Annotated in this window: 25 protein-coding genes; 14 read left to right on the top strand and 11 right to left on the bottom strand. The window is 61.8% G+C overall.

What is annotated here, in order from left to right; all coding sequences use genetic code 11:
* Positions 1-66: 66 nt before the first annotated feature.
* A complete protein-coding gene (locus R1T45_RS09600; RefSeq protein WP_067939895.1) occupies positions 67-597 on the top strand; it encodes an adenine phosphoribosyltransferase in 531 nt (176 codons plus the stop codon).
* Here R1T45_RS09600 and R1T45_RS09595 read toward each other — a convergent pair.
* From R1T45_RS09595 to coxB, 10 genes are all read right to left on the bottom strand, one after another.
* The gene (locus tag R1T45_RS09595; protein WP_317390684.1) at positions 594-2009 is read right to left on the bottom strand and encodes an FAD-binding oxidoreductase; all 1416 of its coding nucleotides are present in this window, start codon (positions 2007-2009) and stop codon (positions 594-596) included. The genes R1T45_RS09600 and R1T45_RS09595 overlap by 4 nt on opposite strands.
* A gap of 144 nt (positions 2010-2153) precedes the next feature.
* The gene (locus R1T45_RS09590) at positions 2154-2738 is read right to left on the bottom strand and encodes a GNAT family N-acetyltransferase (protein ID WP_067621886.1); all 585 of its coding nucleotides are present in this window, start codon (positions 2736-2738) and stop codon (positions 2154-2156) included.
* Positions 2738-4000, bottom strand: a complete 1263-nt coding sequence (locus R1T45_RS09585) for a M16 family metallopeptidase (protein ID WP_120351626.1) — start codon at positions 3998-4000, stop codon at positions 2738-2740. The genes R1T45_RS09590 and R1T45_RS09585 overlap by 1 nt, the downstream gene beginning before the upstream one ends.
* The gene (gene thrC, locus R1T45_RS09580; RefSeq protein WP_317390683.1) at positions 3997-5385 is read right to left on the bottom strand and encodes a threonine synthase; all 1389 of its coding nucleotides are present in this window, start codon (positions 5383-5385) and stop codon (positions 3997-3999) included. Before thrC ends, R1T45_RS09585 begins: the two co-directional genes overlap by 4 nt.
* A 4-nt stretch (positions 5386-5389) precedes the next feature.
* A complete protein-coding gene (locus R1T45_RS09575) occupies positions 5390-6076 on the bottom strand; it encodes an SURF1 family protein (RefSeq protein WP_132444370.1) in 687 nt (228 codons plus the stop codon).
* A 95-nt stretch (positions 6077-6171) separates the two neighbouring features.
* Positions 6172-6978, bottom strand: coding sequence for a cytochrome c oxidase subunit 3 (locus R1T45_RS09570; protein ID WP_120351629.1), 807 nt, complete (start codon positions 6976-6978; stop codon positions 6172-6174).
* A 35-nt stretch (positions 6979-7013) separates the two neighbouring features.
* On the bottom strand, positions 7014-7589 hold the full coding sequence (locus R1T45_RS09565) for a cytochrome c oxidase assembly protein (protein WP_132444369.1): 576 nt from the start codon (positions 7587-7589) through the stop codon (positions 7014-7016).
* Positions 7589-7756 carry a cytochrome C oxidase assembly protein gene (locus tag R1T45_RS09560; protein WP_120351631.1) on the bottom strand — a complete coding sequence of 56 codons (168 nt, stop codon included), beginning with the start codon at positions 7754-7756 and terminating at the stop codon, positions 7589-7591. Before R1T45_RS09560 ends, R1T45_RS09565 begins: the two co-directional genes overlap by 1 nt.
* Complete coding sequence (cyoE, locus tag R1T45_RS09555) at positions 7756-8691, bottom strand: heme o synthase (RefSeq protein ID WP_317390682.1); 936 nt, start codon at positions 8689-8691, stop codon at positions 7756-7758. Before cyoE ends, R1T45_RS09560 begins: the two co-directional genes overlap by 1 nt.
* A gap of 60 nt (positions 8692-8751) precedes the next feature.
* Positions 8752-9669: a cytochrome c oxidase subunit II gene (gene coxB, locus R1T45_RS09550; RefSeq protein WP_120351633.1), complete on the bottom strand. Its 918-nt coding sequence runs from the start codon at positions 9667-9669 to the stop codon at positions 8752-8754.
* 180 nt (positions 9670-9849) lie between these two features.
* On the opposite strand from coxB, the gene tldD reads away from it, so the two are divergent.
* The 6 genes from tldD (at position 9850) to R1T45_RS09520 (ending at position 17605) form a co-directional block, all read left to right on the top strand.
* Positions 9850-11271 (top strand): metalloprotease TldD, encoded by a 1422-nt coding sequence (gene tldD / locus R1T45_RS09545; RefSeq protein ID WP_317390681.1) that lies wholly within the window; start codon positions 9850-9852, stop codon positions 11269-11271.
* Between the two features lie 96 nt (positions 11272-11367).
* A complete protein-coding gene (gene dprA / locus R1T45_RS09540) occupies positions 11368-12528 on the top strand; it encodes a DNA-processing protein DprA (protein ID WP_317390680.1) in 1161 nt (386 codons plus the stop codon).
* Positions 12529-12770: 242 nt separating this feature from the next.
* A complete protein-coding gene (gene topA, locus R1T45_RS09535; RefSeq protein ID WP_317390679.1) occupies positions 12771-15443 on the top strand; it encodes a type I DNA topoisomerase in 2673 nt (890 codons plus the stop codon).
* A 151-nt stretch (positions 15444-15594) separates the two neighbouring features.
* Complete coding sequence (locus R1T45_RS09530) at positions 15595-16182, top strand: L,D-transpeptidase (RefSeq protein ID WP_067935999.1); 588 nt, start codon at positions 15595-15597, stop codon at positions 16180-16182.
* 95 nt (positions 16183-16277) lie between these two features.
* Positions 16278-16982, top strand: coding sequence for a CoA transferase subunit A (locus tag R1T45_RS09525; RefSeq protein ID WP_067935997.1), 705 nt, complete (start codon positions 16278-16280; stop codon positions 16980-16982).
* Positions 16982-17605 (top strand): CoA transferase subunit B, encoded by a 624-nt coding sequence (locus R1T45_RS09520; RefSeq protein WP_067621991.1) that lies wholly within the window; start codon positions 16982-16984, stop codon positions 17603-17605. Before R1T45_RS09525 ends, R1T45_RS09520 begins: the two co-directional genes overlap by 1 nt.
* A 55-nt stretch (positions 17606-17660) precedes the next feature.
* Here R1T45_RS09520 and R1T45_RS09515 read toward each other — a convergent pair whose 3' ends face one another.
* On the bottom strand, positions 17661-18476 hold the full coding sequence (locus R1T45_RS09515) for a lytic transglycosylase domain-containing protein (RefSeq protein ID WP_317390678.1): 816 nt from the start codon (positions 18474-18476) through the stop codon (positions 17661-17663).
* Between the two features lie 358 nt (positions 18477-18834).
* On the opposite strand from R1T45_RS09515, the gene R1T45_RS09510 reads away from it, so the two are divergent.
* From R1T45_RS09510 to R1T45_RS09480, 7 genes are all read left to right on the top strand, one after another.
* Positions 18835-19035: a hypothetical protein gene (locus tag R1T45_RS09510; RefSeq protein WP_317390677.1), complete on the top strand. Its 201-nt coding sequence runs from the start codon at positions 18835-18837 to the stop codon at positions 19033-19035.
* A 105-nt stretch (positions 19036-19140) separates the two neighbouring features.
* Positions 19141-19308: a hypothetical protein gene (locus R1T45_RS09505; RefSeq protein ID WP_243266850.1), complete on the top strand. Its 168-nt coding sequence runs from the start codon at positions 19141-19143 to the stop codon at positions 19306-19308.
* Between the two features lie 142 nt (positions 19309-19450).
* Positions 19451-20311 (top strand): Flp pilus assembly protein CpaB, encoded by an 861-nt coding sequence (gene cpaB, locus R1T45_RS09500; RefSeq protein WP_317390676.1) that lies wholly within the window; start codon positions 19451-19453, stop codon positions 20309-20311.
* 205 nt (positions 20312-20516) lie between these two features.
* Positions 20517-21944: a type II and III secretion system protein family protein gene (locus R1T45_RS09495; RefSeq protein WP_120351638.1), complete on the top strand. Its 1428-nt coding sequence runs from the start codon at positions 20517-20519 to the stop codon at positions 21942-21944.
* Between the two features lie 4 nt (positions 21945-21948).
* Positions 21949-22623, top strand: coding sequence for an OmpA family protein (locus R1T45_RS09490; protein ID WP_317390675.1), 675 nt, complete (start codon positions 21949-21951; stop codon positions 22621-22623).
* Between the two features lie 289 nt (positions 22624-22912).
* Positions 22913-24157 (top strand): CpaE family protein, encoded by a 1245-nt coding sequence (locus tag R1T45_RS09485; protein WP_317390674.1) that lies wholly within the window; start codon positions 22913-22915, stop codon positions 24155-24157.
* 23 nt (positions 24158-24180) lie between these two features.
* Entirely contained in the window at positions 24181-25650 is a 1470-nt protein-coding gene (locus tag R1T45_RS09480; protein ID WP_120351641.1) for a CpaF family protein, read from the top strand.
* Positions 25651-25655: the final 5 nt, after the last annotated feature.

The following is a 25655-nucleotide window of genomic DNA, read 5'->3' as shown; positions in this document are numbered from 1 at the left end:
ATGGGGGGTTCGCCCGGGCGGCGCGTTGCGCTAAGACGGGTCCGGTCAAACACGCGGAAGGGCGGCATGAAACAGGTTCAGGATTATATTCGCACGATCGTAGATTTCCCCCATGAGGGAATCATGTTTCGTGACGTGACAACGCTTTTTGCCGATCCGCGCGGGTTTCGCATGGCGATCGACCAGATGCTGCATCCCTATGCGGGGATCAACATCGACAAGGTGGTCGGGTTGGAAGCGCGCGGTTTCATCCTTGGCGGGGCGATTGCGCATCAATTGAGCGTGGGTTTTGTGCCGATCCGCAAGAAGGGCAAGCTGCCCGGCACGGTGATCAGTCAAGAATATAAGCTTGAATATGGCGAGGCCATTGTTGAGCTGCATGACGATGCGATCAAGCCGGGCGAGAAGGTTTTGGTTGTGGACGATCTGCTGGCCACGGGTGGCACGGCGGAGGCCGGGATCAAACTGATAGAGCGTTTGGGGGGCGAGATCGTCTCTTGCGCCTTTATCATTGATCTGCCCGAATTGGGCGGGCGCAAGCGTTTGGAAGCGCTTGGCAAAGAGGTCCATGCGCTTTGCGCTTTCGACGGGCTTTAACCGCGTAGGACGGCACCGGGGTTCATGATGCCCTTGGGGTCGAGGGCCGTTTTGATCGCCCGCATGGCGGCGAGCTTGGCGGGGTCGCCGTAGCGTTCGAGGTCATCGACCTTGACGCGGCCCACGCCATGTTCCGCGCTGAATGACCCGCCGAGTTCATGGACGAGATCGTGGACCAGACCTTTCACATCATCGCGTTGATCTTCGTAATCGGCGCGGGTTTTGCCCTTTGCGGGGAAGACGTTGTAATGCAGGTTGCCGTCTCCGACATGGCCGAAGCAGTTGATGCGGAAATCGCCGAGGGCGTTCAGTGCTTTGGTGGCGCGGGTGATGAATTCGGGGATTGCGCCGAGGGGCACCGAGATGTCGTGGCTGGAGACCGAGCCGACCAAGCGGTTGGCCTCTGGGATGGTTTCGCGGATCGTCCAGAAATCTTGGGCCTGCTGGGCGTTTTGGGCGATGAGACCGTCCGAGACGAGACCTGCGTCGAGGGCGGCGGCGAAGAGTGTCACTAGCGCGGCGTGGGTATCGATCTCTCCGGGGGTGCCGATGTCGATCAAGACGCTCCATTGCGGGGTTTCGGCGAAGGGTTGGCGGATGTTGGGCAGGGTTTCGTTAAGGAAATCGAAACCTCTGCGGTGCATCAGTTCGAAAGCGCTGATCATTTCGCCCAAGTGGTCCCGCGCGAGGGAGAGAAGCGTCAGCGCCGCCGCTGGGCTTTCGACGACCATCAACGCGGTGCCACTGCGGGCCGGGCGCGCATAGAGTTTGAGGGCGGCGGCGGTGATCACGCCGAGCGTGCCTTCGGCGCCGATCAGCAGGTTGCGCAGGTCGTAGCCGGTGTTGTTTTTGCGTAGGCGCGTGAGGCCGTGCCAAATCTGGCCGTCGGGCAGGACGGCTTCGAGACCGAGGCAAAGGTCGCGGGCATTGCCGTAGCGCAGCACGCCGGTGCCGCCTGCGTTGGTCGAGAGTGTGCCGCCGATGCGCGCCGTCCCTTCGGCGGCGAGGGACAGGGGGAAGAGGCGGTTTGCCTCTTCGGCGGCGGCTTGGACATCGGCGAGGATGACGCCCGCTTCGGCGACCAGTACGTTCTCTTCGGGCAGCACGGCACGGATGCGGTTCATGCGCTCAAGAGAGAGGATCAGCGGTGCCGGGCCATCGCTGCTGATCTGCCCGCCGACAAGGCCGGTACCGCCGCCATAGGGCACCACCGGCACGCGGGCGGCATGGGCGGCGCGGATCAGGGTGGCGACCTCTTCGGTGCTGCGCGGCAGGGCCAGCACACCGCCCTGCCCGGCGTAGCGGCCTCGGGGTTCTTCGAGGTAGCGCTGTTCGGGCTTGCGCAGCACGTCGTCGGGCAGTTGTGCGCGCAGGGTATCGGTAAAGGCTGTGTCGGCGGGGTTCAGTGTCATGGTCCTTTGATCCTGCGCAGCGCAGGAGGATGCAAGGGCAAAGCGTATGAACAGTCGGTGCGGATGCTTGATGGGGATGGGGGAGTGTTCCCCCTGTGTGAACCCTGCGGGACCCGGGGGACGTTTCGGACAGCGCCCGGAGACCTAGCCGACATCCGTGCGGCCGCGCCGATCTTTACGGAGGGAGGCATAGAGCACATGGGTCCGCCAGCGGCCATCGATTTGCAAATAGCTTTGCGCGACGCCCTCATATTTGAAGCCAGCCTTCTCTAGCAACCCGCGGGAGGCTTGGTTTTCCGGCAGGCAGGCGGCTTCGATGCGAGACAAGTCAAGCCGGGTGAAAGCCTGATGCACCGTCGCCTCTATCGCCTCGCGCATGTAGCCTTGGCGGGCGAAGGGTTCGCCCGTCCAATAGCCGAGCGTGCCGGATTGCGCGGGGCCACGGCGGATGTTGTCGAGCGTGATGGCACCGACGAGGTTTTGATCGCTGCGGCGGATCAGGAAGAGCGGCATGGCGTTGCCCGAGGACACCGAGCGCTGCGCCCAGTAGACGCGGTTGGTGAAAGCCTTGCGGGTGAGGTGATCCTCGGCCCATGTCGGCTCCCACGGGCGCAGGTAGTCGTTGCTGGCGCGGCGCAGGGCGGACCAGGCGCGGAAATCGGCATGGATCGGCGGACGCAGGGTCAGCCGTTCCGTTTCGATCCGCAGTTTGCGTCGCCCCAGCAGCATCAGGCGGCGCGTCTGCTGTGAAGCTCGTCGAGCGTTGGTGCGCTGTCGACCGGGCCGTAGAGGGCCAACGCCGCCGGAGCTTGGGTCGCCATGCGCTCGGCGAAATCGCGCACATCGCCGGTGGTGACGGCGTCGATCTGGGCCACGGTCTCTTCGAGGGGCGGAACGCGGTCCCAGATTTGGATGAGGCGGGCCAGACGTTCGGCGCGGTTCGAGGGGCTTTCCAGCCCCATCAGCAGCCCGGCTTTCATCTGGGCGCGGGCGCGGGCGACTTCGGCGGGGGACATGTCAGAGGCCGCGCGCTTCATCTCGTCAATGGTGATGTTTGCCAGTTCGGGCAATTGCTCGGCGCTGGTGCCGGCGTAAATCGTGGTCATCCCGGTGTCGGCATAGGCGCCTGCTTGGGCAAAGATCGTGTAGCAGAGGCCGCGGTTTTCGCGGATCTCTTGAAACAGGCGCGAAGACATGCCGCCGCCCAAGGCAGAGGCGTAGATTTGGGCGATGTAGATGTCATCCGAGCGGTAGCCGGGGCTTTCAAAGCCGAGGGCGAAATGGGCCTGCTCAAGCTGTTTGACCTGCCGGAACTCGCCGCCGCCGAAGCGGGCGCTGTCAATTTGGTAGAGCTTTTTCGAGGGCATGTCGCCAAAGAGGCTTTCGGCCAGTTTTACGATCTTGTCGTGGTCCACGGCACCGGCAGCCGAGAGGATCATCTGCTCGGGGCCGTAGTGGTCCGCGATGAAGCGTTGCAGATCGTCGCGCGAGAAGGCCGAGACACGTTCGGACGGGCCGAGGATGGTGCGGCCGATGGGTTGATCTGGATAGGCCTGCTCTTGGAGCCAGTCGAAGATCACATCGTCGGGCGTGTCGAGGGCTTGGCCGATCTCTTGCAGGATCACGCCGCGTTCGACTTCAACCTCAGAAGGGTCCAGCACCGGGTTGCGCAGGATATCGGCGATCACGTCGAGGCCGAGCGCCACGTCGTTTTCCAGCACGCGGGCGTAATAGGCGGTGACTTCGCGCGAGGTATAGGCGTTGATATAGCCGCCCACGTCTTCGATCGCTTCGGCGATTTGCAGCGACGAACGGGTGGCGGTGCCCTTGAAGGCCATGTGCTCAAGGAAATGCGCGATGCCGTTTTGTTGAGGCGTTTCGTGCCGTGCGCCTGCGTTCACCCAGACGCCGATGGCGGAGGAGGCGAGCCCCTCCATATGTTCGGTGACGATCCGGAAGCCGTTGGGCAATGTGGTCTGTTGGAGGCTCACGCGGGGAGGTTTCCTTTGATATGCGCTTTCAGCGCGTCGAGGTCATTGGGCAGCCGGGTGAAACGTTCTTCCCGGTCGAAAAGGTCCGCCATGCGCGGCGGCAGGGGCGGGCGAATGCCGGTGGCGGCTTCCACCGCGTCGGGGAATTTGGCCGGATGCGCGGTGGCCAGCGTGACCATCGGGGTGGCCGGATCGCGCAGCTCATCTGCGACTTTCACGCCAACGGCGGAATGTGGGCAGAGCAGCTCGCCCGTGGTGCGGCGGCGGTCGGTGATGGTGGCACTGGTTTCTTCTTCCGAGGCGCGGCCCGAGCGGTAGGTGTCTTGCAGCGCCTGCATGGCGCCTTGGGAGACATCGAAACCGCCCTGCCCCAATTCGTCCATCAGTTGCGCCACGGCCCCGGCGTCGCGGTCGTATGCATCAAAAAGGGCGCGTTCGAAATTGGACGAGACTTGGATGTCCATCGAGGGGCTGATTGACGGGGTTACGCCGCCTTTGTGGTAGCCTTGGCCTGAGAGACAGCGGTGCAGGATGTCGTTTTGGTTGGTGGCGACGACCAGATCGGCAATGGGCAGGCCCATGCGTTTGGCGATGTAGCCAGCAAAGATGTCACCGAAGTTGCCGGTGGGCACGGTGAAGCTGATTTCGCGGCCCGGTGCGCCGAGGCTGGTAGCGGCTGTGAAGTAGTAAACCACCTGCGCCAGCACCCTGCCCCAGTTGATCGAGTTCACCCCTGCCAGCCGCACGGAATCGCGGAAGTCGAAATCGTTGAACATGTCTTTCAGGCGCGCTTGGCAGTCGTCGAAATCGCCATCGATGGCCAGCGCGTGGACGTTGGACTCCGCTGGCGTGGTCATCTGGCGGCGCTGCACGTCAGACACCCGACCATGCGGGTAGAGGATGAAAACATCGACGTTATCAAGCCCCTTGAAGGCTTCGATCGCGGCCGAGCCGGTGTCGCCCGAGGTCGCGCCGACGATGGTCACCCGCTCGCCCTTGCGACCCAGAGCGGCCTGAAACATCTGGCCGATCAACTGCATGGCGAAGTCTTTGAACGCCAATGTCGGGCCGTGGAAGAGTTCCAGCAGGAAGTGGTTCGGAGCCAGTTGCACCAGGGGTGCGCGGGCGGTGTGGCCGAAACCCTCGTGGGCGCGGGCGATGATGGCGCGGAATTCGTCGTCGGTAAACGTGTCGCCGATGAAGGGGCGCATAACCGTAAAGGCGACCTCTTCGTAGCTTTGGCCCTGCATGGCGTTGATTTGCTCAGGCGTAAGCGTCGGGATGGTTTCGGGCACATAGAGCCCGCCGTCACGGGCAAGGCCGGTCAGCATCGCCTCTTCGAAGGACAGGACAGGGGCGGTGCCACGGGTAGAGATATAGCGCATAGGGTCAGTCGACTTTCGGCGTTGCAGGGGCGCGGCGGCGGCGCAGGAAAAGAACGGTCATCGCCAGCCAGATGGCGGCGAGGGAAAACCAGGTGATCGCATATTGCAAGTGATCGTTGGGGATACGGGCGGTATCCACGGGCAGCGGCGTGATCTTGGGGTCCGGCCCGCTGCCGTCGCGGACCACGACGAGGAGCGGCTCGGTGTTGAGCGTGTCAGCCATGACCTCCACATCCCGGGCGAACCAGATGTTGCTTTCGGTGTCGGCTTCGGGCGTGAAACTGTCGACCTCTTGGGGCCATTGCAAGTTGCCGGTCAGGGTGGCGCTGCCCGCGGGGGCGATGGCGTCTTTGTTCGCTGTGGCGGTAAAGCCGAGGTCGACGAGGATGCGGCGGCTATCCTCCAAGGTCATGGGCGCGATGACACGGTAGCCTGCGCCTTTCTGCTTCTGGCTGACCAGCACATGCAGCGCCTCGGCCCCGATCTCTCCGCTGACCGTGACGGGCAGATAGGCGTCGGCTTGTGGGTCAGGATCGCGGGGCAAGGCCACCGGAGCGGCGGTGATCCGGGCGTTGATATCGGCGATGATCGCCTCTTTCCATGCCAGCCGCTGCACCTGCCAGACCCCGAGTGCGACGAGGATGGCTGCCCCGCCAAGGCCGACGATGATGAAGAACAGGCTGCGCCGCATTCGAATCTCTCTGGCTGAAACGACAAACGCGCGAAGAGGGCTTCGCGCGTTTGGGTTTTACGGGTGTGGGGCGCGGATGCAACCCCGCCTTATGTTTAGGGCTGGCCCCACATGTAGACGGCAAAGAAGAGGAACAGCCAGACCACGTCAACGAAGTGCCAGTACCACGCCGCCGCCTCGAAGCCGACGTGGCGTTCGGGGGTGAAGTGGCCGCGCATGGCGCGCAGCAGGCAGACGAAGAGGAAGATCGTGCCGATCACAACGTGGAAGCCGTGGAAGCCGGTCGCCATGAAGAAGCTGGAGAAATACATATCGCCGCCGAAGGTCCAATCGTCATGGACCAGCAGTTCGTAGTATTCGTAAGCCTGCAACGCGGTGAAGAGCACGCCGAGGATCACGGCGATGGTCAGGCCCGAGATCAGGTCCTTGCGGTTGTTCTCATGCGCCAGCGCGTGGTGGGCCCATGTCACGGCACAGCCCGACAGCAGCAGCACCAGCGTGTTGATTAGCGGCAGGTGAAAGGCGTCAACCGCGTGGATTTCGGGCTGGACGTACTCTGAGCCGACATACTCATACATCGGGTAAAGGGCCTGTTTGAAGAAGGACCAGAACCACGCGACGAAGAACATGACTTCGGACATGATGAACAGGATGAAGCCATAGCGCAGGCCGATCCGCACCACACCGGTGTGATCGCCCACTTCGCTTTCAGAGACCACTTCGGACCACCATGCGAACATGACGTAAAGTGTGGCGACCAGCCCGCCCAAGAAGACGAAGGGCGTCATTCCGTGCATCCACAGGACGGCGCCCGCCAGCATGGCAAATCCGCCTACCGACCCCAAAAGCGGCCAGGTCGAGGGGGGGAGAATATGGTAGTCGTGGTTTTTTGCATGGGCCATGGTTGCGGGTCCCTCACCTTTGTTTAATCAGGTCGTTAATTCGTTGTTGTGGCGCTGTCCTGATCGAGGGCGGCATAGCCCTCGGGCAGGTCAATTTCGTAGAATGTATAGGACAGAGTGATGGTATGTACAAACTTCCCATCGCGGTCTTCGACCATTTCCGGATCGACGAAGAAGCTTACCGGCATCTGCACGCGCTCGCCCGGTGCCAGCACCTGTTCGGTAAAGCAAAAGCAGTCGATCTTTTCGAAAAACGGCCCGGCGGTATAGGGGGTCACGTTGTAGCTGGCCTGCCCCGCGACGGCGTGGTCGGTGGGGTTATAGGCTTCGTAGAAGGCCAGTCCGGTCTCGCCGATCCGCACTTCCATTTCACGCACCACGGGTTTGAACTCCCACGGCATGCCATCGTTGAGCGAGCCGTCAAAGCGGACCTTGACGGTCTGGTCGAGCACATCCGCGCTGCCTTCCGATACCTGCCCCGGCGTCCCGCCGAAGCCTGTCACGCGGCAGAACCAATCGTAGAAAGGGACAGATGCCCAAGCCAAACCGCCCATCAGCACCACGACACTCACGGTTTGCATCACTGTTTTCTGAGGACCGGAAAGCGCCATTACTGGGTCACCTCACGCTGATTGGCCGGCAGTTCAAAATCCGTTTGCGTGATCTTGACGTAGGTCAGCGCCATGATCAGCACCACGAAGGCACCCAGCATCAGGCCCACGCCGATGTTGCGGCCCCGGCGGCGTTCGTGAAGCTCGTGTTCTGGTCGGATGCCCATTACCAGCCCCCCAATCCAAAGGTGCGCAGGGCCGCTTCGCCCAGAATCGCCCCGAAGTGCAAAAAGAGATAGCCCAGCGACAGGCGGAAGAACTTACGCTCTTCGGCATAATCGTCACCCTCAGCCATGACCTCGTCCCGCTTCCAGATGCGGTAAGCGCCCAGCAGGAAGGCGGCGTTCAAGACCAGCGCCACGGCGAAGTAGAAGATGCCACCGATGGCGGTGAAGGCTGTGCCAATGGCCAACGCGGCCAGCAGAACCGTGTAGACGAAGATGTGCAGCCGCGTCGCCGGACGGCCGTGGGTCACGGTCAGCATGGGCACTTTGGCATCGTCGTAGTCAGAGCGCATGAAGAGCGCCAGCGCCCAGAAATGCGGCGGGGTCCACATGAAGATCAGTGCGAACATCAACCATGCCTCGACCGAGAAGCTGCCCGTGGCGGCGACCCAGCCGATCACCGGCGGGAAGGCCCCGGCGGCACCGCCGATGACAATGTTCTGCGGCGTCAAACGCTTGAGCCACATGGTGTAGAACACGGCGTAGAACAGGATGGTAAAGAGCAGCATCCCCCCCGCCAGAAGGTTGGTCGCCAGACCCAGCATCATCACCGACAGACCCGACAGCGCCACACCGAGGGTCAGCGCCTCTCCGGGTTGGACCCGGCCCGAGGGGATCGGACGCCCGCGCGTGCGGCGCATCACCGCGTCGATATCGGCATCCCACCACATGTTGAGCGCGCCCGAGGCGCCGCCGCCGATGGCAATGAACAAGATCGCGCAAAAGCCGATGACGGGATTGACCGAGACCGGTGCGGCCAACAGCCCCACGAAGGCCGTGAAGACGACAAGCGACATGACGCGCGGTTTCAGCAGGGCGAAGTAATCCCCCAGCTGCGCGTCGTATTCACGTGTTGGCGTATTGGTGATGTCAGTCATCCCGAACCTTCCAAGGGTAAACACGGGGCACGGGCCTGCGCCCTGCCCCGTGGCACTGGCTTACTTAGAGGCGACGGTCAGCGGCTGCTCGATGCCAGCATATTCCGCCTTGGCGTTGCCAAGCCATTCCGCATAGGCCTCTTCCGAGACGACTTTGACGGTGATCGGCATATAGGCGTGGGCCTGACCGCAAAGCTCGGAACACTGACCGAAGTAGACGCCTTCCTGTTCGGCGGTGAACCACAGTTCCGCCAAACGGCCCGGCACGCCGTCCTGTTTCACGCCGAAAGCGGGAATGGTCCAAGAGTGGATCACGTCGCTTGCCGTGACCTGCACGACGATGGTCTTGCCCACGGGGATCACCACCGATGTGTCGGTGGCCAGCAGGAAGTCTTCGCGGGCATAGCCTTCGTCTTCGAGCTTGGCGACCATCGCGTCGTTCAACACGAAGGGGGTCACATCTTCGTCGCCGTCACCCAGCGTGGCCGGAGCACCGATCATGTAGCTGTCAAAGGCAATCTCTTCGTCGACATATTCATAGGTCCAGTACCACTGGTTGCCGATGGCCTTGATGGTGATGTCAGCTTCGGGGATTTCCTGCTGGCGGAACAGGATCGGCAGCGAATAGGCACCGATCAGCACAAGGACCAGAATCGGCAGGATCGTCCAAGCGATCTCGATCGGGGTGTGGTGCGTGAAGGACGAGGGGTTCGGGTTCCGCTTTTTGTTGTAACGGATCATGACCCAGATGATCAGACCGGTCACGAAAATGGTGATCAGCGTGATGATCACGAGAATCAGGTAATCCAGATCGTGAATATCCTGCGCCACCCGCGTCACAGCGGGTTGAAAGCCTGTCTCGCCGTCAACAGGTCTGCCGATGACATCAAGCCCGTCAATGCGCAGGCTGTCCTGTGCCAATGCAGGCAGGGCGGCAAGGCTGGTCAAAAGACCGGAAAGGGGGAGTAGATGTTTCATATGTCGTCCTGATCTTGTGACCATTAAGAAGCCGATAAGGCACCCCAAACCGCTGCTGCGACCCGGTGCCGTTGTAATCCTGGATGCTTACAATCATATTCTGCCTACAAGATAAAGTCACATGCTTGCGTCATAGAGCCGCGCGAGACAGTTTTGTGACAGCAAGCAAGGATACCCCCAATGAGCCGCGCGCATTTCACCCCCTTCGAGGCCGATCTGGACCGAGAAACCGCTCTGAGCGTGCTGCGCGAGGCCGTGGCCGGTGCCGATGACGGGGAATTGTTCCTCGAACGCCGCCGCTCAGAGGCGCTGGTGTTCGACGACGGACGCCTCAAAACCGCCAGCTACGATGCCGCCGAGGGCTTTGGCCTGCGCGCCGTGCGCGGTGAGGTGGCAGGCTACGCCCATTCCACCGAACTCAGCGAGGCGTCCCTGCGCCGCGCGGCGGAGACGGCGCGGCTGGCGGTGGGCGATGGCGGCGGCACGTGGGCCGATGCCCCGCAGGCCAGCAACAAGCGGTTTTATACGGACGAAGACCCGATCGCGGGCCATGCCTTTCCGGTCAAGGTCGATACCCTGCGCGAGATCGACGCCTATGCCCGCAGCCTCGATTCCCGCGTGGTGCAGGTGAGTGCGACAATCGCGGCCAGCATTCAGGAGGTCGAGATCCTCCGCCCTGAGGGGCATTCAGTGCGCGACGTGCGCCCGATGACACGGGTCAATGTCTCGGTCATCGTGGAGCAAGACGGTCGCCGCGAAAGTGGCGGTGTCGGCGGCGGCGGGCGGATTGGGCTTGATGGCATGCTCGCGCCCGACGACTGGCAGGCCAAGGTCCGCGAAGCCCTGCGCATCGCCTGCGTGAACCTAGAGGCCGTCCCTGCTCCGGCGGGCGTGATGGACGTGGTGCTTGGCCCCGGCTGGCCCGGCATCCTGCTGCACGAAGCCATCGGACACGGGCTTGAGGGCGATTTTAACCGCAAGGGCTCCAGCGCCTTTGCCGGGCTGATGGGCCAACAGATCGCGGCAAAGGGCGTGACCGTGCTGGACGATGGCACGATCCCCGACCGGCGCGGCTCGATCTCGGTCGATGACGAGGGCACCCCCTCGGCGCGCAATGTGTTGATCGAGGATGGCGTGCTGGTGGGCTATATGCAGGACCGTCAGAACGGGCGGCTGATGGGCGGAGCCTCAACCGGGAACGGACGGCGGCAATCCTATGCCCATATCCCGATGCCGCGCATGACCAACACCTATATGCTAGGCGGCGATGCGGCACCGGAGGACATCGTGGCCGACCTCAAAGATGGGATTTATGCCATCGGATTTGGCGGCGGTCAGGTCGATATCACCAACGGCAAGTTCGTATTTTCCTGCACCGAGGCCTACCGCGTGCAAAACGGCAAGATCGGCGCGCCGGTCAAAGGGGCCACGCTGATCGGCGACGGGGCCACGGCGCTGCAGCAGATCCGCGCCATTGGCAATGACCCGACGCTGGACCCCGGAATGGGCAACTGCGGCAAGCAGGGCCAATGGGTGCCGGTGGGCGTGGGCCAGCCGACCCTGATGATCGGCGGGCTGACCGTGGGCGGGGCCGCGACCTGACGACACGTCTGAGTTGAATCGAATGGGTTGGAGAAAATTCATAGGTTGTTAAGCACTAAATCCTATACCTGATTCTGCAACGGACGGAGCTTCGGGATGACTGACAAGGACCTACATCCTTCTTCCACTCACCCCCCACTCCCACCCACCCAGGAAGATGAACAGTTTGCCCGGCTTCGTCTGTTGCGCTCACGCAGGGTGGGCATTTCCACTTACCGGCGTCTGCTGGATGAACATGGCTCTGCGATCAATGCGCTGAACGCCTTGCCCGAAGTGGCGCAGGCCGCAGGCATTTCGAACTATCGCATTTGCCCCGAAGGGGTTGTTCAGGCCGAACTCAATGCCGCCCGCACCGCCGGGGCGCGGCTGCTGGTTCAGGGACAGGCGCCCTACCCCGACCTATTGAATGATCTCGACGATGCCCCGCCCTTTTTGTGGGTGATTGGTGACCCATCCCTCCTCACCCGGCCTATGATTTCATTGGTCGGTGCGCGGAATGCCTCCTCGCTTGGGCTTCGCATGGCACGCACCCTCGCGGCAGAGCTTGGGGAGGCTGGATTTGTCGTCGTCTCCGGCCTTGCGCGGGGCATCGACGCCGCTGCCCATTCGGCCGCGCTGGCCCATGGCACCATCGCCGTGCAGGCGGGCGGGGTCGACATTATATACCCAAGCGAGAATGCAGAACTGGCGGAACAGATCGCGGCGGAGGGGCTGCGCCTGTCAGAGCAACCAATGGGGCTGCAACCGATGGCGCGGCATTTCCCACGCCGCAACCGCATCATCTCTGGTCTGAGCCGGGCAACCGTGGTGGTTGAGGCGGCGGCCCGCTCGGGCAGTTTGATCACCGCACGCGATGCATTGGATCAGGGGCGCGACGTGCTGGCGGTGCCCGGCCACCCGATGGACGCGCGCGCGGCGGGCTGCAACATGCTGATCCGCGATGGCGCAGTGCTGGTCCGCTCCGCCGCTGACGTGTTGGAGGTTTTGCCGGAGTTGGCCACGCAGGGGCCCGAATTACCCCGACGCAAGCCCGCGCCGCCCCCACTTCGGGCAAAAACGCCTCCGCCAAAACGCGGCCCCGTCGCAAAGCTCCACGCGCAGATCCTCGCCCGCCTCGGCCCCGCCCCGGTCGCAGAGGATCAGTTGATCCGCGATCTGCAAGTGCCCAGCAGTGACGTGGCCCCTGCCCTGCTTGATCTTGAGATGGAGGGGGAAATTCAGCGTCAGCCGGGCGGGTTGCTAAGCCGTTCCGCCTGACGGCGTCGCACATTTCGTCCCGGCCTGAGCAGAGTTGCGCCGTGGCACCTCCGCGAGCAACGCCCCCGACCAAGGCGCTGCCGAAAGCCGCCCGCTAATAGCGGCAATACGGCCCATCTGCCCTGCCAAACCGCTGCGCGCCAAACCCCTCATCCGCAGCAGCCGCATTGACAAACACCCCCGCCATCCCACATGAGACAGCGCAAAGCCGCCCTCATTTTTGATCTAAGGTGCCTGTATTTATGCCCGTCGTCGTTGTCGAATCCCCAGCCAAGGCCAAAACGATCAACAAATATCTGGGCGACGATTACACCGTTCTCGCCTCTTACGGCCACGTCCGGGACTTGCCGCCAAAGGACGGATCGGTCGACACCGACGCCGATTTCGACATGAAATGGGAAGTCGCCTCTGACAGCAAGAAACACGTCAAAGCCATCGCCGACGCGCTGGCCAAAGACAACGCACTGATCCTCGCGACTGACCCCGACCGCGAAGGCGAGGCGATCAGCTGGCACCTGCAAGAGGCGCTGACCAAGCGCAAGTCGATCAAGAAAGACACGCCCGTTAGCCGCGTCGTCTTTAACCAGATCACTAAAAAGGCCGTGACCGAGGCGATGCAGAACCCGCGTCAGGTCGATATGCCGCTGGTCGAGGCCTATCTCGCGCGCCGCGCGCTGGACTATCTGGTGGGGTTCAACCTCTCTCCCGTGCTTTGGCGCAAACTGCCCGGTGCGAAGTCCGCCGGACGTGTGCAATCGGTCACCCTGCGCCTGATCGTTGAGCGCGAGATGGAGATCGAAGCCTTCCGCGCCCGTGAATACTGGTCGGTGAAGGCCCTGCTCGCCACGCCGCGCGGCCAAGAATTCGAAACGCGCCTCGTTTCTCTTGCGGGCAAAAAGCTGGATCGCTTCGATCTGGCCGACGCCACGCAGGCCGAGATGGCCGTGCAGGCGATCACCAGCCGCGCGCTGAAAGTGATGAACGTCGAGGCGAAACCGGCCAGCCGCAACCCCTCGGCACCATTTATGACCTCGACCTTGCAGCAGGAAGCCAGCCGCAAATTCTCCATGGGCGCGCGCCAGACCATGTCGACCGCGCAGCGCCTCTATGAGGCCGGGCACATCACCTACATGCGGACCGACGGCATCGACATGGCGCCCGAAGCGGTGAGCATGGCGCGTGATGCGATCGCTGACCGTTTCGGCGCGGATTACGTGCCGAAAGAGCCGCGCATCTATAAAAACAAAGCGAAAAACGCTCAGGAAGCGCACGAATGTATCCGCCCCACGGATATGACCAAAGACGCGAAGACACTGAAGCTCGATGCCGATCAGGCAAAGCTTTATGACCTGATTTGGAAACGCACGCTGGCCTGCCAGATGGAAAGCGCCCGGCTGGAGCGCACCACGGTTGAGGTCGGCAGCGATGACGGTCAGGTTGGCCTGCGCGCCAATGGTCAGGTCGTGCTGTTTGATGGGTTCCTGCGTGTTTACGAAGAAGGCCGCGATGATGTGGTCGACGAGGACGACAAGCGCCTGCCCCAAATCAACAATGGCGATGCGATGGACAAACGCTCCGTCACGCCCGAGCAGCATTTCACCCAGCCGCCGCCGCGCTATACCGAAGCCACGCTGGTTAAACGCATGGAAGAGCTCGGCATCGGCCGCCCCTCGACCTATGCCAGCATCGTCACCACGATTCAGGACCGCGAATATGTTCGCAAGGACGGCAACCGTCTGATCCCCGAGGATAAGGGCCGGCTCGTGACCGCCTTCCTCGAAAACTACTTCCGCCGCTACATCGGCTATGATTTCACCGCCGATCTCGAAGACCAGCTTGATAAGGTCAGCGCGGGCGATGCCGCCTATAAGGAAGTGCTGCGTCGCTTCTGGCGTGATTTCTCGGCGGCGATTGCAGAAACATCCGAGTTGCGCATCACCGAGGTCTTGGAAAAGATCAATGAGGTGCTCGAGCCCCATCTTTTCCCGCCGACCGAAGACGGTGGCGACCCCCGGCTTTGCCCCAATTGCGAAATTGGCCGCCTGTCGATGCGCACGGCCCGTTCGGGCGGCGCCTTTATCGGCTGCTCGAACTACCCCGAATGCCGTTACACACGCCCCTTTGGCCCGCCCGATCCGGAGGCCGAAGCCTCGGCCATTCCGCCTGATGGCAAGCTTTTGGGTGAGGATCAGGGCGACGAAATCCGCGTTTTCAAGGGCCGTTTCGGGCCTTACGTCCAGCGCGGGCCGGTGACCGAAGAAAACAAAAAACCGCCGCGCCAGTCGATCCCCAAGGATTGGGTGCCCGAGGATTTGACGCTGGAACAGGGCGTGATGCTGCTCTCCCTCCCGCGGGAGATCGGCCCCCACCCCGAGGACGGCGTGATGGTCTGGGCCAATATCGGCCGCTACGGGCCTTACATCAAACACGCCGAAAGCACCTCGGACCGCGGCGGCACCAATGCCAACCTTGAGGGCATCGATGAGGTTTGGACCGTCGGCATGAACCGCGCGGTGCAGCTTTTGGCCGAGAAGGTTGCCAGCCGTGGTGGCCGTGGCAAGGCCGCAAAACCGATCCGCGAGATGGGCGAGCACCCGGATATGGGCGGCGCGGTCAATGTCATGGAAGGCAAATACGGGCCTTACGTGAAGTGGGAAAAGGTCAACGCGACGATCCCGAAAGAGATCGAACCGGCAGACCTGACCATGGAACGCGCGGTCAAGTTGATCGAAGAGAAGCTCGCCAAGTCCCCCGCCAAACGCAAGGCGGCGACCAAGAAGGCACCGGCGAAGAAAGCCGCCGCCAAAAAAACCGCAGCAAAGAAGCCAGCAGCCAAGAAAGCGCCCGCCAAAAAGGCTCCGGCCAAGAAACCCGCCGCGAAGAAGCCGGCGGCGAAAAAGGCCGACAGCGCGTAATTACGCCGCCAGACCACAGCGGCCGCGCCGGGGATCGGCGCGGTTCCGCCTGTGGGCGGCGTTTACATCCAACATCATGAATATGTGATTTGCCATCTCCCTTCGATTTTCCGATCAGGGAGCCGGCAAGACCAATATGAAAGGCAGATAGATGTCAGGCATTAAATTCAGCCGACGTGGCGTGATCGCCGCAAGCGGTGCCGCGTTGCTCACCCCGCAAATCCTGCGCGCGCAGGAATTCGGCCAAGCGGCCCGCGAATTTTCCAACGAAGCCCCTGTTTCACGCAACGCGTCGAGCTTTGCCACGCAGCGCTGGCAAGACCATTTCGACAGCCTCGGCAAAGGCGCGATCGTGGCCGACACCATCAGCCGCGCCCTGCATTATTGGAGCGCCGACGGCCAGACCTACAAGGTCTACCCGACCTCCGTGCCCGCCACCGAAGAGCTGACCAAACGCGGCTACACCGAAATCGTGCGCAAGAAAGAGGGCCCGGATTGGACCCCGACCGCGTCGATGATGGAACGCTTCCCGCACTACAAATACATGCCGCCCGGCCCCGATAACCCGCTTGGCACCCATGCGATGTATCTCAGCTGGCCCGCCTATATCATCCACGGCACCCATGACACGCGCAAGATCGGGCGACGGTCCTCGGACGGTTGTATTGGTCTCTATAACGAGAAGATCGAAGAGCTTTTCGGCATGTGCCCCGTCGGCACGCAAGTGCGTATCATCTGACCCTTCTGGGCGGCCTCGCTGCGTAGCACCACGTAATTGACACTGCGACGACGCAGGGTCACATATGGCGCAACGAAACTAGAGGGAGGTCGCCCGTGAACAAAATCTATGGATCCGCCGCCGAAGCGCTAGAAGGCGTTCTGTCGGATGGCATGCTGATCGCCGCGGGGGGCTTTGGCCTTTGTGGCATTCCGGAATTGCTGTTGCAGGCGATCAAGGAAAACGGGGCCAAAGACCTCACCTTTGCGTCGAACAACGCGGGCGTCGATGATTTCGGCATCGGCATTCTGCTGCAATCGCGGCAGGTGAAAAAGATGATCTCCTCCTACGTGGGCGAGAACGCCGAGTTCATGCGCCAGTACCTCTCCGGTGAGTTAGAGTTGGAGTTCAACCCCCAAGGCACCTTGGCCGAGCGCATGCGCGCCGGTGGCGCGGGCATCCCGGGCTTTTACACCAAGACCGGTGTCGGCACCCAGATCGCCGAGGGCAAAGAGGTCAAACAATTCCGGGGTGAGGATTACATCCTCGAAGAGGGCATCTTTGCCGATCTGTCGATCGTGAAGGCTTGGAAAGCCGACGACACTGGCAACCTGATGTTCCGCAAGACCGCGCGCAACTTTAACCCGCCTGCCGCCATGTGCGGTAAGGTCTGCATCGTCGAGGTCGAAGAGATCGTTCCGCGTGGCAGCCTCGACCCCGATAAAATCCACCTGCCGGGCATCTACGTGCATCGCATCATCCAAGGCGATCACGAAAAGCGCATCGAAAAGGTCACGACACGCAAGCGGGAGGAAGCATAATGCCTTGGGATAGAGATCAGATGGCGGCGCGGGCCGCAGAGGAACTCGAAGACGGCATGTATGTGAACCTCGGCATCGGGATTCCGACGCTGGTGGCGAACTACGTTGGCGACAAGGACATCACCCTGCAGTCGGAAAATGGCATGCTGGGCATGGGCCCTTTCCCTTTTGAGGGCGAAGAAGACCCCGACCTTATCAACGCTGGGAAACAGACCATCACCGAGCTCAGCCGCACCGCCTATTTCGACAGCGCCATGTCCTTTGGCATGATCCGCGGCGGCAAGATCGCGGCGGCGATCCTCGGTGCCATGGAAGTGGCCGAGAACGGCGATCTGGCGAACTGGATGATCCCCGGCAAACTGGTCAAAGGCATGGGCGGCGCGATGGACCTTGTCGCCGGCGTCAAACGGGTCATCGTGGTGATGGACCACCAGAACAAAGCGGGCGAGTCAAAGGTGCTAAAGGAATGCACCCTGCCGCTGACCGGCAAGGGCGTGGTCGACCGGATCATCACCAACCTTGGCGTGCTCGACGTGGTCGAAGGCGGTCTGAAGATCGTCGAATGCGCCGATGGCGTGACCGAGGACGAGCTGCGCGCCGCGACCCAAGCGACCATCGTTTAACAACCACCCCGGCGGCACCCCTCGGCGGCATCCGCCGGGGGCACGGCTTTCGCGATCAGTTCATCGCGGCAAAGACGCAGCCATCGCTGATCAGTTCCGGCGGTGTCAGGCAAAGCCCCTGCGCGACTTGAAAAGCGGCCAGCACCTTGGGCACGTAGTCGCGCGTCTCAGCAAAAGGCGGCACGCCCGCATGTTTGCGCACCGACCCCTCCCCCGCGTTATAGCCCGCCAGTACGAGAATCGGATCGCGATCGAACTCCCCCATCAGCCAGTTAAGGTATTTGACCCCGCCTGAGATATTCTCGGCCGCGACCATACTGTCGCCCACGCCAAAGCGGGCAGCGGTATCGGGCATCAATTGCATCAGTCCAGCCGCCCCGGCCCGGCTTACCGCATCGGTACGTCCCGCCGATTCCACGCTGATCACCGCCAACACCAGCGCCGGAGAGACATTCGTGCCGACCGTGGCGCGCAGGATGTCCACCCCATTGCTGCGTGCGATATCTTGCAGGTGCTGCAGGCGCGGCGCGGGCACCTTGCCCGTTGAAAGCGCCGCCATCGCAGGCGCCAACCGCCCCGCCCCGCCGCGGTCCGCTGCGGGAGAGACCTTATCCCAGAACCAATCAAACTGCCCCGCATTCAAAGGCGCAATCGCGCCGCTTGGCGTGGCGGCCACTGCGGGGCCTGTGTCGACCTTTGCCGCAGCGGCTGCGCGTGCGGCCGGGTCAATTTGCACGGTGATGCGTTTGGCCCCCGTCTTGGGCGGGCCGACCCGTTTGGCGGAAAACTCAGGAAAGGATTTCGGGCCCTCTGCCGCAACGGCAGGGGCCATAAGGGCCGTGACCAGCGAGAATGCCAATATACGATACATGCCTGCTCTACCTTGCGTCTGACGCGCCTTTGTTCGGCAATATCTCACGAATCGTGGAATCGGACCAGCGTTTGAGGCGGGGATCATGGCGATTTCGCCGCAATTGTCCTCTCAGGCGACGGGAAAGCGGAGCAGGACGGTCAGGTAGAAGAATTAAACTCCATACAAACAGAGAGTTAAGAAGTTTTTGCAAGAAAAAAGTGAACGGTCTGAAAAAGGCGCAGTTGCTGCCAAATTCGCGCCCCAATCTGACGGCTATATAGGGTCATACCAAGTCGGACAGCCTCAATGAGAGAACGAGGCAAACCGGACGGCGAGGTTAAGACCTTTTACTCAGTGATCCTTGGAGGGACATGACATGATGAACTTTATCAAAAACTTCCGCAAAGACGAAGACGGTGCCGTGACAGTTGACTGGGTCGTTCTGACCGCTGCGATCGTTGGTCTGGCTATCGTCGCGTTCAACGCAATCGGCGACAGCACAGGCACAATGGCGGGCAATATTGCTCAAGATATTACGACTTTTGAAACCACTGCCGATCGCACACCAGCGAGCTAAGCAGATCAGAGCTGGTCGGCTCTACGAACAATTGGGACCGCTTCCCAACCTGGGAAGCGGTCCTTTTGCATACCTAACGGTGTCGCTCAGCAAGCGGAGATACGCATGCGCAGCCATTTCAAGAAATTCTTCTGTGACCAAAACGGCGCCGTCAGCGTTGATTGGGTTGTCCTGACCGCCGGACTGGTGGGCCTAGCAATCTTGGTGCTGGGCCTATTCTCCGACAGCCTTGACGGGCTTGTCGAATACATCCGGGTCCAGCTGACCGCTTAAGACAACGGCGCCGCAAAGACGCACCACGGCAAGCTTCATCGCATCGCCGCCGTGGCGACCAAATCTCGCCATATTCGGCGGCTAATCTGCCGAGGTGATCAAAGCGGGCCGAGACTCGCTTCCATAGCAAAGAGGTGATGACATGCGAGCCGTATTCGGATTGGTTCTTTTGGTGGGTATAGCACTTGCCGGTGGGGCCGTTTATCTGGCGAAAGACCGGATTTCACAGTATCAAGCCGCGAACGCGCAGGCCCAAGCTGCGCTGGCGCAAGTGGTGCCAACCAAAACCGTTTGGGTGGCCGACAAGCCCCTGAAATACGGTCAGCCCCTCACCCGCGAAGATGTGCGCGCCGTCAAATGGCCCGAGAATGCCATCCCCGAGGGCACATTCTTTGAGGAAACCGTGCTGTTTCCGGAAAACACCAAAGATCAACGCATCGTGCTGCGCAACATCGAGAAAGATGAAGCGATCATGGCCGTGAAGGTGACCGAGCCGGGCGAAGATTCCGGTCTGACCTCGCGTCTGGCACGCGGCATGCGCGCCTTTGCCCTCAAAGTCGACGTTTCCAGCGGCGTGTCGGGCTTCCTGCGTCCCGGCGACCGGGTGGATGTCTATTGGACAGGCCGCGTGAACGTGGGCAACCAATCCAGCAACGGCGATGTAACCAAACTGATCGAATCGGCCGTGCAGCTGATCGCCATCGACCAAAGCGCAGATGCGCTGGTGATGGGCGAAGCCTCAATCGCCAAGACCGTGACCGTGGCCGTGAACCCCCAACAGGTCGCCGCCCTTGCCCAAGCGCAATCAACCGGCCGTCTGTCCCTTGCTCTGGTCGGTACGAATGACGACACCGTGGCCGAGGCTATTGAAGTCGACCAACGCTCGCTTCTGGGCATCGAAGCGCAGGAAACCATCGCAGAGGTTACCAAAGAAAAGGTTTGCACGATCCGCACCCGCCGCGGGGCCGAAGTGGTCGAACTGCCGATCCCCTGCACAAACTGATCCGATAACAACCTCTTGCTAAGCTAAAAAAGACGCCGCAGTCCCCCTGCGGCGTCTTTTCCATTCTCTGTTATGTTGCGAATAGCCCACATGCACAGCGCCCGCGAAGAGCTTGATTCTTGCAATAAAATTTGAATTGCCGCAGAGTGCTGCCAAACGAGGGCGAAAAGACCCATCCCGAGGCGTGATCAAAAAGGCAGGTCACATGAAAATCGATAGATTTCTAAAAGCGGCCCTGCTGGGGCTGACACTGGGCGTGATGCCGATGGCATTGACCCTGCCCAGTTCAGCTGGCGCCGACACGCTGCGCGTCGTGAAACGCGGTACCAATTCCAGCCTCGACGTTCCGATGAACCGCGCTGTGGTGGTGGAAAGTGACATCCCCTTCGCGGAGCTTAGCATTGCCAACCCCGGCATCGCGGATATCTCATCTTTGTCTGACCGCACGATCTATGTGCTGGGCAAATCTCCGGGTCTGACCACGCTGACGCTGCTCGACGCCGGGGGGCAGTTGATTACCAATGTCGATGTCCGCGTCGCAGCGGATGTGTCTGAATTCAAAGAACGTCTGCGCCAAATCCTACCGGGTGAGAAGATCGAAGTGCGCACCGCCAATGACGGCATCGTGCTCTCGGGCATCGTTTCTTCGACGCAGCGGCTGCAACGCGCGCTCGATCTGGCCGAACGCTATGCACCCGAGCGGGTCAGCAATCTGATGAGCGTCGGCGGCATTCAGCAGGTCATGATGAAAGTCCGCTTTGCAGAGATGCAGCGCAACGTGTCGAAATCGCTCGGCTCTTCGCTGGCCATCAATGGCGGGTCCAACTTCAGTGCGGGCACAGGCGGCACGAATACTTCGGGCGGGGTCGCGACCTCGCTCGGCGGGTCGATCCCATCGGCGAACCAGAACGCGGGCGCGGTGCTTTTCGGCTTCAACGCAGGCTCGACCCAAGTGGGCATCCTGTTGGAAGCACTGGAAGAAAAGGGCGTCGTGCGGTTCCTGGCCGAGCCGAACCTCGTGGCGCTTTCGGGGCAAGAGGCCAAGTTCCTCGCCGGGGGCGAATATCCCATCCCCGTGGCCCAGACCAGTGATACCGTTTCGGTGGAATTCAAACCCTTCGGCGTAGAGCTCGCCTTTATCCCGCGCGTCGTGGACAAGGATATCATCAACCTTGAAATGAACGCCGCCGTTTCGGCCATCGACGCGAGTAACAGCATCTCATTGGGCAACGGCATTGAGATTTCCGCCTTCACCCGCCGCGAAACCTCGACCACGGTCGAGATGCGCGACGGTGAGAGCTTTGCCATCGCGGGCCTTCTGACCGACGACTTCACCGACAGCACGCGGCAACTGCCGTGGATCGGCGATGTGCCGGTGCTGGGCGCGCTGTTCCGGTCAGCGGATTATCAGCGCAGCCAGACGGAACTGGTCATCATCGTCACTGCGCATTTGGTCACGCCAACCCGTGGCGAGGCGCTGGTGCTGCCCACGGACCGCATCAAACCGCCGTCCGAGAAAGACCTGTTCTTGCACGGGCGCACGGCGGACGGCACCCGCACCCCCAGCCGGGGTGCTGCGGGCGAAGTTGCCAAACAGGACTTCCGCGGCTCCTACGGTTATGTACTGGATTGATCCGATGACACGCAGACATATCACGTTGATTGCAGGCACCGCGGCCCTCGCCGGGCTCACCGCCTGCTCCCCCAGCAATGATCCGGTCTATACGCAGTTCTACCGCGAGGCGGGGTCGGTCGTGGACACCGGCCAGTTCGGCAATGCTACGCTGCACAACCGGCAGGTCATGACCGGCGAAAAGCGTGTAACCTTTGATCTGGCGAACCGCTTTGCCAGCGAGGTCCGCTCTACCGTGACGTTCGCCTTTAACTCCGACCGGTTGGACGCCAATGCGCAGGCGATCCTGCGCCAGCAGGCCGGTTGGATTCGCCAATTCCCCGAGATGCGCTTCCGCGTCTATGGCCACACCGATCTGGTCGGCTCGCAGACCTATAACCGCGCCCTCGGGCTGCGCCGCGCGCAGGCTGTGGTGCGCTATCTCTCGACCTTGGGAATCAGCCCCAGCCGATTGGAAGCCGTTGTTTCCTTTGGCGAAACGCAGCCCCTGATCGTGACCCAAGGCCGTGAGCGCCGCAATCGCCGCACCGTGACCGAGGTCAGCGGCTTTGTGCACGGCCACCCGATGCTGCTGGATGGCAAATATGCGCAGATCATCTACCGCGAGTATGTGGCCAGCGCCGTGCCCCCCTCGCAACTGAGCGCCAGTGCCACCGTCGCAGGTGGTGGCGGAGAGTAGGGCAAGCCCCTCTTTCGACAAGAGAATATCCCCCCGCACCTTCGGGCCACGGGGGTTTTTCGTCCCAGCCCGTCCATGGTCAATCGGGCGTGAATGAGCAGATCGTTTCAAGATACCCAACAATAGAGGCTTTTTGGCCCCAATCTCGCCCCAGTTGGGGGTGATATTCGACACAGAAGGATAAATGTGCCCGGCTCAAGGGCCGCGCATGAGGCAGAGGTCAGAGCGATCGCAGCGACAGAATATCGCCGCCCTCCGGCCAAACCGTTGATGTAAAGGACAAAAGGTCATGAGCAGCACTATGCCCCACCCCGAAGCAGCGCCGATCGTTGCCTGCACAATCAGCCGCGATGTACAGAACTTCGACCTCTTGATCGAAGACATGGAGGCCACTCTGGGCGAAAGCTGGGGCGATCTGGGATTCGCCGAAGCGCTGGCGTTCTTTGGCCAGCCCGAGGCTGAGGCGATGGAATTTGTCGCCCTCGCCATGGATGAGACCGACGAAGACAACCTTGTTCTGATGACTGAGATCATCACGCAGGCCAAGGCCCGCGACATCCGGGTGATTCTGATCGCCGAAGACATGACCCCCGCCGCGCTGCATTCGCTGCTGCGGCAGGGTGCGGATGAATTCGTTCCCTATCCGCTGCCCGAAGGCGAGTTGGCCCAGGCCATCGCCCGCGTCCGCGCCGGAGAGAACGCGCCCCCTGCCCCCGCAGCCGAGGCCAGCGCCCCGCAACTGAAGGCCGGCGCGCAAAAGGATGGCGCCCTGATCGTGGTGCACGGGCTGGCTGGTGGCACCGGGGCCACGACCCTTGCCGTGAACCTTGCGTGGGAGCTGGCCAATGCGGACAAGAAAAATCCGCCCTCGGTCTGCCTGCTGGATTTCGACCTGCAATACGGCTCTGTCGCGACCTTCCTTGATCTGCAACGGCGCGAAGCCGTCTATGAGATGATGTCCGACACGGAAACCATGGACGAGGAAATCTTTGGCCAAGCGTTGCAAACCTTCGAGGACAAGCTGCATGTGCTGACCGCCCCGGCTGAGATGCTGCCGCTCGATATCGTCACCAACGAAGACATTGATCGCATCCTCAACATGGCCCGCAACCAGTTCGACTATGTCATCGTCGACATGCCTTCGACGCTGGTGCAGTGGTCCGAGACCGTGCTGACCAGCGCGCATGTCTACTTTGCGATGCTGGAACTCGACATGCGCTCGGCCCAGAACGCACTCCGCTTTAAACGGGCGCTGCAATCCGAGGAACTGCCCTTTGAAAAGCTGCGCTACGTAATGAACCGCGCACCCAAATTCACCGATCTCAGCGCCAAGAGCCGGGTCAAGCGGATGGCCGAATCGCTCAGCATCTCAATTGACGTACAGCTGCCCGATGGCGGCAAAGCGGTGACGCAGGCCAATGACCATGGGCTGCCGCTGGCCAACTCGGCTCCGAAAAGCCCCCTGCGTCGCGAAATCGCCAAGCTGGCAAGCTCCATCCACGATCTCAAGGGCGAGCAGGCCAAAGCGGCCTAAGCCCCTAGCGAAAGAGCGTACCGATGTTCTCCAAATACAAAAAACCAGCCTCCGCGACCCCGAAAGCCGCTGCTCCGGTCCGAGAGGCCAAGCCTGTCAAAAAGGTCGAGCCCGCCCCTGCGGCCCCCACCCCCGCCCCTGCCGAGGCGGTTAGACCGGTTTCGATGCGCCGGGCCGTCAAACCCGCCGCCGCTTCGCCCGAGGATCGCGAGGTCAAGCGCAAGCAGCGGATGAGTGAGATCAAGCTCGAACTGCACCGCGCCCTGTTGGACAACCTCAACCTCGCCGCGCTGGAACATGCCTCCGAGGCCGATTTGCGGCAGGAGATCAACGATATCGCCGTCGAGGTTCTCTCGGAAAAGAGCATCGTGCTCAACCGCGAAGACCGCATGACGCTGAACTCCGAGCTTTATGACGAGGTGACCGGCCTTGGCCCCCTTGAGACGCTGCTGAAAGACGACAGCGTCAACGATATTCTGGTGAACGGCCCGCAGCAGATTTTCGTCGAGCGGGACGGCAAGCTGCAGTTGACCGACGTGACGTTCAAGGATGAAAAGCACCTGCTGCGGATCATCGACAAGATCGTCTCGGCAGTGGGTCGGCGCGTGGATGAAAGCAACCCCTACGTCGATGCGCGTCTGAAAGACGGCTCGCGTTTCAACGCCATGGTGCCCCCCGTCGCGGTAGACGGCTCCTTGGTGTCCATTCGTAAGTTCAAGAAGGACAAGCTGGGCATCGACGATCTGGTGAATTTCGGGGCCTTCTCGGAAGAGATGGCCGCCTATTTGCAGGCCGCCGTGGCGACCCGTCTGAACATCATCGTTTCGGGCGGTACGGGTTCGGGTAAAACCACCACGCTCAACGCGCTGTCGTCGTTCATTGCCAACGACGAACGCATCCTGACCATCGAAGACACCGCCGAACTCCAACTCCAGCAGACCCATGTGGGCCGGATGGAAAGCCGCCCGCCCAACGTCGAAGGCAAGGGCGAAGTCTCTCCCCGCGACTGTCTGAAAAACGCCCTTCGGATGCGTCCAGACCGGATCATCGTTGGCGAGACGCGCGGCGAGGAGGTGATCGACATGCTACAGGCGATGAACACCGGCCACGACGGTTCCATGACCACGATCCACGCCAACTCGGCCCGCGATGGCGTCAGCCGTTTGGAAAACATGATCGCCATGGCCGGGATCGAAATGCCGCTCAAAGCCATGCGCAGCCAGATTTCCTCGGCTGTGAACCTGATCGTGCAGGCCAGCCGCTTGCAAGACGGCTCGCGCCGGATGACCTCGATCACCGAGATCACGGGCATGGAAGGCGAGGTGATCTCGATGCAAGAGATTTTCCGGTTCCAGCGCGTGGGCCTGACGCCCGAGAACAAGATCATCGGCCATTTCACCGCCACCGGCGTGCGCAGCCACTTCTCCGAGCGGTTCCGCATGTGGGGCTATGACCTGCCCGCCTCCATTTATGAACCCGTGGCGGCCCAGTAAGGATT

This window comes from Sulfitobacter sp. LC.270.F.C4 (genome assembly GCF_032922545.1).
Classification (GTDB): domain Bacteria; phylum Pseudomonadota; class Alphaproteobacteria; order Rhodobacterales; family Rhodobacteraceae; genus Sulfitobacter; species Sulfitobacter profundi.
The sequence above is the reverse complement of the archived record's forward strand: the minus strand, read 5'-3'. Positions and strand labels throughout refer to the sequence as shown.

What these genes read in the sequence shown, in the direction of transcription:
- R1T45_RS09600 (WP_067939895.1), top strand. Translation starts at nt 67, where the DNA reads ATGAAACAGGTTCAGGATTATATTCGCACGATCGTAGATTTCCCCCAT.
- R1T45_RS09595 (WP_317390684.1), bottom strand. Translation starts at nt 2,009, where the DNA reads ATGACACTGAACCCCGCCGACACAGCCTTTACCGATACCCTGCGCGCA.
- R1T45_RS09590 (WP_067621886.1), bottom strand. Translation starts at nt 2,738, where the DNA reads ATGCTGCTGGGGCGACGCAAACTGCGGATCGAAACGGAACGGCTGACC.
- thrC (WP_317390683.1), bottom strand. Translation starts at nt 5,385, where the DNA reads ATGCGCTATATCTCTACCCGTGGCACCGCCCCTGTCCTGTCCTTCGAA.
- R1T45_RS09575 (WP_132444370.1), bottom strand. Translation starts at nt 6,076, where the DNA reads ATGCGGCGCAGCCTGTTCTTCATCATCGTCGGCCTTGGCGGGGCAGCC.
- R1T45_RS09570 (WP_120351629.1), bottom strand. Translation starts at nt 6,978, where the DNA reads ATGGCCCATGCAAAAAACCACGACTACCATATTCTCCCCCCCTCGACC.
- R1T45_RS09565 (WP_132444369.1), bottom strand. Translation starts at nt 7,589, where the DNA reads ATGGCGCTTTCCGGTCCTCAGAAAACAGTGATGCAAACCGTGAGTGTC.
- R1T45_RS09560 (WP_120351631.1), bottom strand. Translation starts at nt 7,756, where the DNA reads ATGGGCATCCGACCAGAACACGAGCTTCACGAACGCCGCCGGGGCCGC.
- cyoE (WP_317390682.1), bottom strand. Translation starts at nt 8,691, where the DNA reads ATGACTGACATCACCAATACGCCAACACGTGAATACGACGCGCAGCTG.
- coxB (WP_120351633.1), bottom strand. Translation starts at nt 9,669, where the DNA reads ATGAAACATCTACTCCCCCTTTCCGGTCTTTTGACCAGCCTTGCCGCC.
- tldD (WP_317390681.1), top strand. Translation starts at nt 9,850, where the DNA reads ATGAGCCGCGCGCATTTCACCCCCTTCGAGGCCGATCTGGACCGAGAA.
- dprA (WP_317390680.1), top strand. Translation starts at nt 11,368, where the DNA reads ATGACTGACAAGGACCTACATCCTTCTTCCACTCACCCCCCACTCCCA.
- topA (WP_317390679.1), top strand. Translation starts at nt 12,771, where the DNA reads ATGCCCGTCGTCGTTGTCGAATCCCCAGCCAAGGCCAAAACGATCAAC.
- R1T45_RS09530 (WP_067935999.1), top strand. Translation starts at nt 15,595, where the DNA reads ATGTCAGGCATTAAATTCAGCCGACGTGGCGTGATCGCCGCAAGCGGT.
- R1T45_RS09520 (WP_067621991.1), top strand. Translation starts at nt 16,982, where the DNA reads ATGCCTTGGGATAGAGATCAGATGGCGGCGCGGGCCGCAGAGGAACTC.
- R1T45_RS09515 (WP_317390678.1), bottom strand. Translation starts at nt 18,476, where the DNA reads ATGTATCGTATATTGGCATTCTCGCTGGTCACGGCCCTTATGGCCCCT.
- R1T45_RS09510 (WP_317390677.1), top strand. Translation starts at nt 18,835, where the DNA reads ATGATGAACTTTATCAAAAACTTCCGCAAAGACGAAGACGGTGCCGTG.
- R1T45_RS09505 (WP_243266850.1), top strand. Translation starts at nt 19,141, where the DNA reads ATGCGCAGCCATTTCAAGAAATTCTTCTGTGACCAAAACGGCGCCGTC.
- cpaB (WP_317390676.1), top strand. Translation starts at nt 19,451, where the DNA reads ATGCGAGCCGTATTCGGATTGGTTCTTTTGGTGGGTATAGCACTTGCC.
- R1T45_RS09495 (WP_120351638.1), top strand. Translation starts at nt 20,517, where the DNA reads ATGAAAATCGATAGATTTCTAAAAGCGGCCCTGCTGGGGCTGACACTG.
- R1T45_RS09490 (WP_317390675.1), top strand. Translation starts at nt 21,949, where the DNA reads ATGACACGCAGACATATCACGTTGATTGCAGGCACCGCGGCCCTCGCC.
- R1T45_RS09485 (WP_317390674.1), top strand. Translation starts at nt 22,913, where the DNA reads ATGAGCAGCACTATGCCCCACCCCGAAGCAGCGCCGATCGTTGCCTGC.
- R1T45_RS09480 (WP_120351641.1), top strand. Translation starts at nt 24,181, where the DNA reads ATGTTCTCCAAATACAAAAAACCAGCCTCCGCGACCCCGAAAGCCGCT.